Raw genomic sequence first — 13,297 nt, forward strand, 5'->3', positions numbered from 1 at the left:
CTTAAAACGAACTTGGTGCTCAGTAAAAGAAGTTCAGTTTTTGTCAGTAAGTTATTTATCTATTTCTTCACTATTTAACTCATATGAAAAATTATGATCCTGTTAAAACTACATACGCAGTTATTATCATACTGGTTTCTTTATTTGCCTTATATATAACATCAGCTTTTTTTTATGTCATGGTTTTCAGCGCCCTTTTTGCTTATGTCATTCATCCCGTGTACGATTTTTGTTTAAGATATATAAAGAATAAGCAGATCTGCGCTCTGATACCTCTTAGCGCGGTTTTTCTTCTTATAGCGTCCTCAGGCATTATAATGGTGAAAGCCTTAATGAGTGAGGTTTCAAGAATTTTGGAAATCCCTAATACTCTTAACGGGTTTGCAAATATGGACCTCAGGCGGATAGTCGGACTATTTGAACCATTTATCCAGACCCACCCCGGTAAACTGACTGAGAGCATAGGAGGATATCTGAATTCTCTTGTTACGGATTACGTTCCCAGAATCCAGAATAACATCGTCCAGATCTCAACCGACCTTTCAATCCTGATAATTGAGCTGATAGTAATTGCTGTCCTGACTTATTACCTTCTCGTCGAAAGTGAAACTATTGCAGCCGAACTGATCAATCTTTTCCCGGACAGGAAGACAGGCATGGTGTTTCTTGGGGAGCTGAACCACATTTACCAGAACCTCTTCGTTGTTTACTTCCTTACATGTCTCGCAACCGGGGCAATCGGAGCAGTTCTTTACTGGGTGCTTGGAATACCTTATTCTCTTATCTGGGGAATAATGACTTTTATAATGGCTCTTCTGCCTGTCGTAGGAGCAGGTACGGTTTATTGCCTCCTTGCCCTTTACTATGTCCTCATTCAGGACTATTTTACAGCAGGAGCCCTGGTTTTCCTTGGGATTATTTTCCTGAACGTAGTTCCGGATTTTGTCATAAGGCCAAAACTTGCCAAGAGCAGGGCTGCAATCCACCCTGCAATAACTCTCATAGCTTTTGCAGCTCCTGTCTTTGTTATTGGCCCAATTGGTATCATAATAGGGCCCCTTACCTACGGTTTTTTACTCGCAGTCTTCAGGACAAAGAAAATAATCAAGACTTCCCGTATCCAGGCGGAAAAATTGGTTGCAGGTCAGTTCGAGGCTTCGGCTGAAAAAAAGGTCGAGAAATCAACAGAATTACCGGCTGGAAGGCCAATAGAAAGACCACCCGAGGCGTCCAGTGATAATTTTTTCGCTCTGGAAATTAACCCCTGGCACTAACGAGAGAAAACTATACTGATTAACAGGAATTAGAATAGAACCTAGAAAGAGCCGCTGTTAAATTTTATTTAGCCATAAGACTGCATTTAAGGCAGTACTCAATCTTTTTTTATTTTTATGCCTTTATTATGATTCCGTAATAACCGGATACTCGAGTGCACTCAGCGTATCAGTAGCAATATGTTGAAACAGGATAACAAGAAGCCTTATAGCAAAAGCATATTTTAACCTCTCTGGTAAATAGAAGATTCTGTTAGAGAGAACAGAGCAGTAAAATTGAATCGGAAATTAAAAATGTAAGTTTGGAAACCAAAAATGTTACAGATTGCAAAAATGAATGTATAATAAGCGAGTGTATAATTTAAAGGCTTGAAAATTATTTATTATTTAAAAACCGCGTCCCCATCCAGTTCTCGAAGTTTTTATTATTCATAAGAGATTCTTTTCTTTTGGAAGACGTTAAGATACTTGACTCATAGGCATTGAGTGTCGTATTGTCTCTTTACGTTTGGGGTAGTTTTTCGGAGTGGATGTTGAAGTAGGTCTTTTGGAATAGGTCTTTCTGGTTGGTATCTGGATGAGAACGCAAACTATACTATGTCCTTACAGTATATAATATTTTCAACAAATAAGATTATTTTACTCATGTATTGTTATTTCATGAATATAACTTTTCATCATTCATATAACCTTATACTACCGTATAATCGCACAAATACCTGCTCATCATAGCACCATCAGTAGAAATATATTTACCTGAATTTTTAAAAAATAATATATATTACCTGGCCCATTTCTTCTATAAGATGTTCATGCAAAAATTGCTTCTAGTTGAGTATAGTACCAAAACGAGGAGTGAGAGGCATAAAAATACTTAATATTGTTTTAATGCTGACAATTATCATACTGATAACAGCAAACTCTACTCATGCTGCACCGCAGGGGACTGTAATAAAGGAGGGAGTACTGACATACCCGGCAGGACCTTACCTTAAAGAAGATCCTCTTCTACTGAGCCTTGAAAATTATACGGGAGACGGCTATACAGAGAAATCAGCAAATCTGTCCAGAACACCCTGTCCCCAGAAAGAACTCCGGTTTTTGGACAATAACAGCCGCAATAATGGTCCAATGAACCTGAGTGCCCTGACTCCCTGGATTTATCCATCCAATCCTTTTTATATCAATTATAAATCCAGTATGGAAGTAATGCAATCATGTTCTTTTTCTGGGTATATCCCTTCTTTTAACAAATACCTTAATTGCCACATTAAATGAGACTTTTCGGTAGTTAAATATTTTAAATAAAGGGAAATCGGATTTTTAGCCATTCTTTGCAGCCTTACGTAACAACCGGACTCTGTCAGACATTTTTTCATAAAACGTCTGGTTTCCAGCGAAAACAAAAGTGTGATGCCAGAAGCAAGAAAAAATCAGGGCAAGTCATTCTTTTTTTATTAATTCCATAACTGAAAGCCATACATTTTTGTAAAAATATCGCGAAAAGCCATTAAAGAGGTTTAGTTTTTAAAAGGAGAAGCGTTCCCATCTGAAATATCTGGAAGTTCCGAATGTTGCTAAGAGACTTTGTTTGGGAAGAGGTTTGAGGTATTTGTGGGTTGAGAGTTTTAGTTCATCTCTTACTGTGGAGTAGGTTTTGGAGTAGGTGTTGTTTGCTAGTGGGTGTTCAGAGATGAGAACGCAATTTATACTACACATTCATCATATATAATATTTTTAACAAATAATATTATAGTATAGATCTAGTTCTTAGAACGTCTTTCTAATTTTAGTGGACTAGTCTAACATTATACCATTAAACTAACAAAATCCCACATATAATCATTTAATTTCATTATAATGTTTTGACTGCATGTTTTGACTGCATGTTAATACTCGAGCTTATTGGCCCTGGAAAACAATAGATATTATTATATTCCTGCGTCTCAGGGTTGTCCCCGGTTCATAACCAGTTTATTCGTAGCATTTCATTTAATGCGAGTATTGTATGTGTGATGAAGTGTGTAGACCAGGTATATTAGAAAAGCCAGAGCGAGGAAATGTTTTGTATAAAATACCCTTGTAAGGATCTTTTTCTTTGTACTGGTTGAAGCGTCTTCTATTATCCTTGAGTAAACATCTCCTTCAGTATAGATTTTCCCTCCATTTTCGAGCACAGCTGTCCTGAAAAGAGTATTCTCTCCTACGTAAGTATACTCATCCGGACGGTTTACAGCAGCAGGTCTCCAGGATGCGTTCTTAACGCCAGAAGTTTCGGACATCAGTTCCTCGGTCAGGTTTGCTTCAAGAGGAGTTTCGGAAATTTTATGGAGCCCAAAGGTATCGGCTGTAACGTAGGACTCGTACATATTGTTTCCAATTGATGTGATTTCCATTGGCTTTTTGTCAAAATAAAGTTCAGGCGTGCCCGCTTTTCCCGTAGTAATAAGGATTCTTCCCGGCTGGCTCATTTTAAGGTCAGGAACCTTAAGCTGGATACCTCCGGACATTTCCGTATCCGCAACTGCCCAGTTGAGGGTCCTGGTAATTATCAGGCTGTCGTTTCCTGAATACAGGGATACAGCCCAGGGGACGCCGTTCCCGTTTCCGTTATCGGTTGTAATCGCAGCGACCCTGCCCAGCCCGAGTCTCCAGACCGAAATTATCGGTTTTCCCAGCCTGGTTATAACCAGACGATTCGCTTCAGGTTTCGGTGTAACTTCATTATACCCGTAAATATCGTACTGTATTTCGGAAATATTACGTGTAATGAAATGCTTTGGATCATAAACAACAATTGACCCGCTTGAATACTCGTCTTCCCGATTTTCGGACTCTGCAGAATCTTCAGAGAAGCTTACTTTGATCCTCTCGCCAGGCTCTATTCTATTGTAATTTTCTGACAGGCCTATTTTGTTCATAAAAAGCGCTGCATAATACTGCCCTTTGGGAGTAACCTGGCGCGTGGTTTTCGGAGAATGTATATGAATAAAATGAATTCCAATGCCATTATTTTCGTAGAGATTTTCCGCACACTGGACTGCCCGTTCGAATCTGAGATCCCTCTCAGCTATGTTGCCTATTCCACCATCAGACACGATTATAATCTCAGCTTCTGAACTATTTCCCTGCTCTTTAAGCAGTGTTCTTGCAGTCATTAATCCCCTCTCAAGAGATGTCGAATCCCCTGAAGGTGATATTTTACGGATTTCTGCATCAAGCCAGCGCCTATTGGACTCTTTTGACATATCCACAAATCCGTTAGTGATATCCTGCCCTTTACTGCCGAAAGTGATCACATCCACTCTTGCATCTTTAAGGAGGTCGCTTTCGAGAAGGACAATCGCATTTGACAGGATATCATCAATAACCTTCCCTCCAATCCCATTGCTCTCAAGGGTACTGGGGGAAACGTCGAGCATAAGGACAACATTTCTGCCCCCTCTCCAGCTCGACGGTGTTGAGGTGACAGGAAGGAGTTCTTCAAATCTGGTGTTCTGATAGGTATCTTCTGCAGGATAGTCAAAAGATGAACTACCTCCAACCACCACCATACCTCCCCCGTTAATGATATAATCTTTAAGGGCTCTGACCTCCATATCAGAAATAGTTGATGCAGCCTGATTGTCGATCACCACGGCATCCATATTGTTGAGCGAGCCGAATGATCCGGCTATTTTTACATCATAGATCTCTTTCAGTGTGTTTGTAAGTGGAGATCCGGGCTCATTTGTGACAAGCAGGACTTTTGGCTTGGGGGTTACGTAAATACTTTTCATATACTGGTTATTATTCTCGAAATAATCCAGGTTTTTAACGCTAATGCTTGCAGGGTGAAGGGTTGCTTTTACGGTATGAGGACCAAGTGTCTCAAATGTATGGTTGAATTCTATGCTTTCCATTCTCCCTGCCTGGGTAATTTCCTTCTCAATTACTTTTTGATGGTCAACAGTAATCCTTACCCTATAACTCATCCTGTCGTCAATTGACTTCCGTACATTGACCTTAAAAAACGCCTTATTATCGATTACAGCCTCGTTTTCCCCTTCAATTTCCACACTCAAGTCTTCTTCAACGGTTTTGGGAATAAGGGCCGAGACAGGAAAATTGTTTTTGTAACAATAAGACAGAGCCTCCTCAACCGGGGTTCCTGAATTGCTCTGCCCGTCCGACACTACTAGCACATAGTTTTCAGGCGAAGCCTGTTGAATTATAGCGTCCCCAAGAGAGGTATGTATCCCTGAAATTGCTGTAACCGTAACAGGAACTTTTGTATTGAGCTCATCTGCAACCTCTTTGGAAACCCCTTTTTCAAGCAGGTCCATGCTGACACTTTCATCAGAGATTATGGAGATCCTTGTCTGTTCAGTTCCTGGAGAGTTCATTTCTACAGAATAAGGTGCGGCAAGAGCCATAATGAGAAGAAAGATCACCAGGGAATGGATGAACAGGTGCCTTCTATTAACCTTTCTCCAGAGCCCCAGAAGCACAAGGAATGCCAGAGGGATAAGCAGTACAAGTTCATTCAGGTGCAAAAAATTAAAACCATAAGGAAAATTGAAGGTCATATGATCTTCCTCCTTAACATAACAGCACTCTCAACTATGAGGAGACATATCAGGGCATAAATCAAGTATTTCCTTGGTCTGTCAGGAGACGCTGTGTGGAGGTCTTCTTTTTGAATGGCGCTATTCTCACCTGTCAGGTTAAGCCTTCTTTCAGTAAAAGTGTTTGATTCGCCGGAATCATACAGGTTGGCAGCAATTGTTTTCTGATTAAGCTCGTATATCCCGCATTCGTCATAATAGACAAAATCGCTGCTGACAGTTTCAGTGGGTGTTTTGATTTTAATGGTCTGGTCAAATGCCTGGTACCTGCCTGTGTTAACATTTGTTTCGCTTATATCCTCAATTCCCCACATGTACTTCAGGAGTTTTGCCCAGAACACCGGATAGGTAGGAGTGGTGGCAAAATTGTTCCATGCATCGGCACCGGTAGTATCGCTGAACCCGATGTATGTTACCGTTCCTTCCTTTATATTTTGCATACAGACTAAAGGTCCGGTTCCTTCAGCCTCCACGAGGACTGCAGCATCCTTTTTCGGGATAGTTACAAGAAGTTTATGCAGGTAAACCTCACTGAACGAAACATCATCAAAGATATTTATTCCGCTTCCTACAGTCTCTATTGTTTGTCCGCCTTCTTTTTCTACCGATTTTATGTCTACCGGAAGAATAGGATAGAGCCCATGCATCGCAGAAGAATCGTACAGGCACTCATTTCCTATGACTATCAGGTCTTTTCCGCCCTGTGCATAAGCCAGGATTTTTTTAACAGCACCGCTGGAGAGAGATTTGTATCTGGAGTTAATGATTATTGTATCATACTCTGCAAGTTTATCCGGAAGATCTTTCTGTACATCAACATGAACATCAGGAAGCAGGGAAATTGCTGTTATCAGAGGAGACTTACTGACATTCTGATCCGTATCTGTTAATACCAGTATTTTTTTGGGTTTGGTCTCAGGAATTGAAATATAGGCAATATTGTCGCAGGTTATTGAGTCCTCATTGAGAATTTTCACGATTGATATGCCCTGAGGAATTTTTGAAAACTTTATCTGCTGTGAGCCGTATTCCGAAAGCTGCACGGAGTTGCTGACCTTTGAACCGTAAGCCGTACCAGGGTTACTCTCCAGCTGGACGTCGAGTTTCGCACTTCTGTTATTGAAGTTTCTTATAGTGCAGGTGTATTCATATGTCCCGTCATTGCTGTCTTTCAAATAGCCGTCCACAATTGCATAGTTGACAGTTTTATTGCCTACCTGCCTGAATTCAAGCTCAATATTTTTCGTGTTTGCAATTCTTATGTATGTTTCAGGAGCCCTCCCTTCCCAGGTTTCAAAATCTGATACGACAATAATCTTTCCGTGTTCGCTCTCCTTTTCATTAATAGCTGTTAAAATGGCTTTTGGGATATCCGAAGGAGTATTTCGTGCCTCCATGCCATTGATTACTTTTTCCGCATCTTTTTCATCCAGGCCTCTTGCAATCATTACAGGAATGGTTTCTGCAGCAGTAATCGTATTCTCCTGACCGAGGCTGTCTATTGCTATCGACCTGGCTTCATCAATCCGGTCAGGAGCTGTCATGCTTGCAGATGAGTCCATTATAATTATTACCTTCTGAGCATCTGCTTTAACGTCATCTATAAGCGGACCGGCCAATGCTGCTGCCAGAAAAATAAGAGCCAGCAGCTGCAGGTAAAATAAAGGGTCTGTTATTCTTTTATTGAGAGTGCGCCTGGAATCAAGCTTGTTCTGGCTTATCCTGCGGACGAACATCAGGGAAGGCAGAATAATGTTTTTTGGTCTGGGCCTTAACAGATATATTATTGTAAGAGGGATTATTCCTGCAAGTGCAATGAGTCCACTGGAGAATTCGAAGTCCATAGGCAGGATCACCCTTCACCTATGATTTTAAGGACGGTATCAAGCGGTTCGTTTATTATGCTAACGCGGAAGTAAGGGATCTTAAAATCGTATGCGATCTTCTCCAGTTCGGCTATATGCTTTGAGTATTCGCTGGCATATTCTTTTTTAAAATTAGGTCCCACAGTAAAACTGATTTCTTCGCCTGTCTCACTGTCAATGAACTTTACTGTCCCATCCACGGTTTCAGGCAGGATCATTTCACTCTCATCATAAATATGTATAAGCACAAGTTCGTGCCTGGACAATCTGTTAACTGCATTTCGGACCGAGGCAGGATTATCCAGGAAATCCGAAATTATGAGAACCATCGATTTCGATCTTATTCTCGGGTATATCGAGTCGGCACAATCCGCAAGTTTTGTAGTTCCGCTGACCGAAATCCGAGTAAGGCTATCTATCGTCCGCAGGAAATCGTCCCTTCCTTTATGCGCTTTTGTGTAATCCACATTGTCTGCAAACGTTGCAATCGTGTACACGTCATTATGTTTCATTACAATGTAAGAAACTCCTGCGGCTACTGTTGATGCATATTCGAACTTGTTTGGCGAATTATCCGGGAAAAGCATGCTGCTGCTGGCGTCAAGCAGTATGACCATGTTAAGGTTTTTGTCCTCTTCGAACCTGCGTATGTAAAGTTTTTCCGTCCTGGCGTAAAGGTTCCAGTCTATTCTCTTTAATGAGTCTCCAGGATTGTATTTCCTGTGGTCTATAATATCAATCCCTGCCCCTGTCCTTGTTGACTGGTGACCGCCCGTATGGACTGCTGTAACTCTCCTGCTGAGAGGAATTGCATACCTGTCAAGTTGGGTCAGGAATGACGTATCTATTGTATGTTTTGCGCCAGCCATATCTGATCATCGCCTCCAGCCATTTTTCTTTACCGGCTGAGTCAGCTGATTGTTCTTCTATTCTCCAGGATTTTTTGAATAATTTTATCGCTGGTAATATTATTCCTCGCAGCATCAAAAGACAGGATCACCCTGTGTCGGAGGACAGGAAGAGCCATAGAATCGATATCCTTTTTGTCAACATACCCCCTGCCATCGAGGAAAGCATTTGCTTTTGCGCAGAGAATAAGTGCAATTGAGGCACGCGGAGAAGCCCCTGCTTCTATCATATCAGGCATTTTCCTTGTCTGGTTCACGATATCAATTGCATATTTTTTGAGCTGGTTTGAAATCGGGATCCTTCGTGTTATCTGCTGGAGTTCAATAAACATCTGTTTTTCTATGCATCTTCTTACAGTCGGCCTGAAAGCTTCTGCATAACGGTTTACGATCTCAAACTCTTCATCGGGGTCAGGGTAATCCAGGCGTATCTTCATTAAAAACCTGTCAAGCTGGGCTTCTGGCAGGGCATATGTACCTTCCATTTCTATAGGGTTCTGAGTTGCAAGGATAAAGAAAGGCTTGTCAAGGGTATAAGTCGTATTTGCCACGGTAACCTGCTTTTCCTGCATTGCTTCGAGCAGGGCAGACTGTGTTTTCGGGGAAGCACGGTTAATTTCGTCTGCAAGCACTATATTTGCAAAAATGGGGCCCTGCTTAAATTTGAAATGTTTTGAACCCCTTTCATCTTCTTCTATAATGTCGGTTCCTGTGATATCTGCAGGCATAAGGTCAGGAGTACACTGGATCCTGCTAAACCTCATGCTCATGATCTGAGAAACAGTGGATATGGTAAGGGTTTTGCCTAGCCCCGGATTGCTTTCGACAAGGACGTGGCCTTCACACAGCATTGCTATAATAATCTGCCTGATCATTTCTTTCTGGCCGACAATTGAATTGCTAATTTCCCTGAAAATAACTTCAAAAATCTTGGGGGCTTTTTCATAAGTGGGTTTCAAGTTAAGTTCTGAGTTATCAAGCTGGATTTCCTGTAATTCTTGCATGTTGCCACTCCACTAATATATGCAAATGTGAATATACTGCAAATTCTAAGTACTGCAAATTCGAACATACCTGATTCTTTGGGGATGCTTACCCGGATGAAAGTTCCTCAAAATATTGTTTAATAAGAGGTTCATACTCTTCAGGCAGGTTCTCAGAGTACGTCTGGCTATACTCAAAATTTTTATTAAAGTTATTTGAGCTTTCGTTAAATCTTTGTTCCGTATCCGTATCTACCTGGCTTGTGAATCCAAGTCCCATGGTAGGGTTGATTTTCATTTCAACCTGCTCTCCATTCTTTATGATGAGAGCTTCTACCTTATACCTGGAATCCGGGATAACTTCCTGATTATCTTCATAAGCAGCTCTGGCATTCATATTATGAATATCATCCCAGAAGCCATCTATCAGCTTGCCTGGAGAGACATTAAAACTGAAGCCCTCGTATATGCAAAAAGTAGCCGCTCCCGAAACCATTAGGAATATTATAAACGATCTGAAAATCTGGTCTTTAGGTATTATTTTACTTATTTTGATGCCCGTAAGTTGACTATGCACATCCTCAAGCAGTTTTTTTGTAACTATGTTGATGTTCTGACTGTTGTCATATGCCGTACTCAGTCTTGTCCTGAATTCTGGAAAACTGGTTTCAAGCAGGGTTATCAGGTTAAATTTACTTTTCTTGTCAAGTAGCCTGTAGATTAAACTAATAAGAAGAGTTAGCACGAATGCCCCTGCTGCCATTAAACAGAGATTAAACGAGTAAGGAGTCAGGTAAATTTGAGACCTGCTCAGTTTTTCCACGCCTGGAATATAGTAAGCGAGTTCATAAAGATTGAACAAGATCATTAATAAGAATAAAAATGCAAATTTTCCGGCTGTTTGAAAGAACCCCAGGGTACGGTAAGACCAGGTAAGGTAATTTTTATATTTCTCCAGAAGAGGCACTACAAGCATATGATCTCGAACCACATTTGTAATTTTTAGTAATTACATTGCGAGTGTTACTAATAAAACTTTCCCAATATTTAATTTTAGTTCTGGCAGATTTTCAGCTAATTAAACAAACTTGTCCATCTGAAACAAAGATAAATAAGCAGGATAATTCCCCAGCAAATACCCCTTTTAGTCTCCTGCCATACCATGTATAGTCAAAAAGATATATAATTGCATAAGAAGCATATTTTTTATTCTATCTTTATAATAACATATTTAAAAAACAATATATGAATTCTAAGCAAAAAAATTGTAAAGTAACCTTATTGTTCTCAAAACCCACTAAAATATATTTACTGCAGTTTAATCGGCAAACAAACAGCGCTGGATAATAAGAATAAGAAATGTCGTTCTCCTGTTAAGGCGTGACAGAACAGTTCGGTATGATGAATAGGTTAAAGGATTAGAGCAATCTTTTCAAGAGCAATCTTTTCAGAAAAAGCTTTTTAATCTCATCCAGAATCGAAGCCTCCGCAAGCTTGTCTGGCGGCTCTTCACAAAAAGAATAGAAGAAATTGAGCAGAAAATTCCTGAAAGACTTTTTATTTACTCTATAACAACCCCATCTTTCAACCTTATCACCCTGTCAGCATATGCCGCATGCCATTCCTCGTGTGTGACCATTACGGTTGTCTGACCATTCTCTTTATTGAATTTTTTGAATAGGTCCAGCACCTCCTTAGAGGTTTGAGAATCCAGATTGGCACAGGGCTCGTCTGCAAAGAGGACTCTTGGGTTATGGGCAAGGGCACGCGCAATAGAAACCCTTTGCTGCTGTCCCCCGCTCATTTTGGAAGGTAGCTGGTGAAGCCGGTCGCCAAGCCCGACCGCATTGAGTACTTCGGCGGCAGCAGATTCACATTCTTCTTTTGTTTTGCCCTGCATCATGAGAGAGATATAGACATTTTCCGAAGCATCCAGTTCCGGAAGGAGTGCATAGTCCTGGAAAACATAGCCCAGGTTATGGAGGCGGAATTTTCCTTTTTCTTTATCAGACATGCGAGAAGTGTCAGTTCCGTCTATAATAACTTTTCCGGAGTTGGGGGTATCGAGAAGCCCAAGCTGGTTCAGGAGAGTTGTTTTTCCGGAGCCGCTTGAACCCATAATCGCAACAAACTCTCCGCGCCGGATTTTTATATTTACGCCTCTAAGAGCCCTGACCTGCACCTCACCCATTTTAAAGGTGCGGACTATATCTGCTCCTTCGATAATTATATCGCCAGCTTTTTGAGGATTTGTTTTCGTTTCAACCTCGGGCTCAATCATATCTTGCTCGGCTGTATATGTCACTTTTTTAGGCTCATGCCCGATTTCGCTCTTTATCTCATTTTCCATTTCATTTTCTATTATTTCCATTATTTCCTCCTCACTTACCCCAGATAAGGTCAAGAAGGTCTTTCTGGGCCAGTTTATAGGCAGGAATTACAGAGCCTACTATGGAGGCGAGGAAAAGAAGAACTGCCCTGTTTATAGCTTCAGCATCGTCAAGTCTCAAACTCATAGCTCCGAGAGGGATCTGGACAGGATGGGAAATAGTGTAAGGGACAAGCCCGAAGCGCACAAAGGCATAGCCAAGTATGATTCCCGTGCCTGCATATAGCATTGCCTGAAGCACGAAAGAGGCAACAATCACGTTCTGCTCTATCCCGATTGCCTTCTGGACCCCTATCTGCCGCTTTTTATTCACAATATTTACGTAAATAACCACGAAAATGATTACAAAGGCTATCAAAAGCCCTATAGCGTTCATTATGTTCCTCACAAGGCCAAGGGTATTTTCAATCAGGCGGAGGATACCTGCAAACTCATGCCAGGTACGGATATTTTCCCTTATCCCAAGGGAAAGGAGTTCATTTCTGGTCTCGTACTCGTCCGTGCCTGAGGTAGTTTTAACAGCTATCTCCTGGGCAAAATCTCTACCTTCTATACCCAGCATGTCTTCCATATCTGCACGGTTAACATATGCTCCGGCGTCAGCCATGAAATAAAGAGTTGTATAAATTCCTTTTACCCTGAACTCCCGTGTCCTGCCTCCCACAGTTAGTTCAATGGTGTCCCCTACCTCAACACCCCCCAGGGACCTTGACTCCATAAGGGCATCAAAACCTCCTGAAACTTCCCTGCCCAGAATAATCTCACCCCTGTCAGGCCTGCTCAAAAATTCCCCGCTTATTACGGAACCCTCAAGCTCGGTCACAAAGGCTTCTTCTGCGGGATCAATCCCGTAAACAGTTCCTCCTATTTCTTTTTCTTTATAGCGGAAGTTTCCGGTGGTCTTAAGACGGGCAGAAGTCCCGACTACCTGAGGAAGACTCTCTATTTTCTTTTGCAGAGCTGATGCATTCTCTATATAACGTTCCTCTTCCTCTGGTTCTATCACGACGTTTCCTGTCTGAAAGTCTACCATGAGCTCGTTAAACTTGAGTGTAACTCCTGCGAGCATACTTGAGAAAAGCACCAGCTGAACAAATATCAGGGTCAGGACGAAGACAGTAAAGATTGTAATACCTTTATTGCCTCGCGCAATTGAGCGACTGGCAAGAAAAAAGGAGACTTTAGCCTTTTCGAGCATAATAGAGCGTCCTTACTGGCCTATTGAAGCCTTTTATATTAGTTTCTCAAATCAGAATTTGACTTTCCTTTTC

General features: G+C 41.3%; 9 protein-coding genes. 2 read left to right on the forward strand and 7 right to left on the reverse strand.

All coding sequences use genetic code 11. The features are described from left to right. Positions 1 to 83 precede the first annotated feature (83 nt). Together RSJ42_RS09060 and RSJ42_RS09065 are read left to right on the forward strand one after the other, a co-directional pair. Positions 84 to 1,274 (forward strand): AI-2E family transporter, encoded by a 1,191-nt coding sequence (locus RSJ42_RS09060; RefSeq protein WP_410510242.1) that lies wholly within the window; start codon positions 84 to 86, stop codon positions 1,272 to 1,274. 888 nt (positions 1,275 to 2,162) lie between these two features. Continuing rightward, on the forward strand, positions 2,163 to 2,552 hold the full coding sequence (locus RSJ42_RS09065; RefSeq protein ID WP_410510243.1) for a hypothetical protein: 390 nt from the start codon (positions 2,163 to 2,165) through the stop codon (positions 2,550 to 2,552). A gap of 710 nt (positions 2,553 to 3,262) precedes the next feature. On the opposite strand, the gene RSJ42_RS09070 is transcribed toward RSJ42_RS09065, so the two are convergent. From RSJ42_RS09070 to RSJ42_RS09100, 7 genes are all read right to left on the reverse strand, one after another. Next, positions 3,263 to 5,842 (reverse strand): VWA domain-containing protein, encoded by a 2,580-nt coding sequence (locus tag RSJ42_RS09070; protein WP_410510244.1) that lies wholly within the window; start codon positions 5,840 to 5,842, stop codon positions 3,263 to 3,265. Beyond that, positions 5,839 to 7,725: a BatA domain-containing protein gene (locus tag RSJ42_RS09075; protein WP_410510245.1), complete on the reverse strand. Its 1,887-nt coding sequence runs from the start codon at positions 7,723 to 7,725 to the stop codon at positions 5,839 to 5,841. Before RSJ42_RS09075 ends, RSJ42_RS09070 begins: the two co-directional genes overlap by 4 nt. An 8-nt stretch (positions 7,726 to 7,733) precedes the next feature. Further along, positions 7,734 to 8,615, reverse strand: a complete 882-nt coding sequence (locus tag RSJ42_RS09080) for a DUF58 domain-containing protein (RefSeq protein WP_410510246.1) — start codon at positions 8,613 to 8,615, stop codon at positions 7,734 to 7,736. A gap of 41 nt (positions 8,616 to 8,656) precedes the next feature. Then, entirely contained in the window at positions 8,657 to 9,658 is a 1,002-nt protein-coding gene (locus RSJ42_RS09085; protein WP_410510247.1) for an AAA family ATPase, read from the reverse strand. Between the two features lie 88 nt (positions 9,659 to 9,746). Then, on the reverse strand, positions 9,747 to 10,505 hold the full coding sequence (locus RSJ42_RS09090) for a hypothetical protein (protein WP_410510248.1): 759 nt from the start codon (positions 10,503 to 10,505) through the stop codon (positions 9,747 to 9,749). 693 nt (positions 10,506 to 11,198) lie between these two features. After that, positions 11,199 to 12,008, reverse strand: coding sequence for an ABC transporter ATP-binding protein (locus RSJ42_RS09095; protein WP_410510249.1), 810 nt, complete (start codon positions 12,006 to 12,008; stop codon positions 11,199 to 11,201). A gap of 10 nt (positions 12,009 to 12,018) precedes the next feature. After that, positions 12,019 to 13,224, reverse strand: a complete 1,206-nt coding sequence (locus RSJ42_RS09100; RefSeq protein WP_410510250.1) for an ABC transporter permease — start codon at positions 13,222 to 13,224, stop codon at positions 12,019 to 12,021. Positions 13,225 to 13,297 lie beyond the last annotated feature (73 nt).

It is taken from the genome of Methanosarcina hadiensis, from assembly GCF_046529725.1.
Classification (GTDB): domain Archaea; phylum Halobacteriota; class Methanosarcinia; order Methanosarcinales; family Methanosarcinaceae; genus Methanosarcina; species Methanosarcina hadiensis.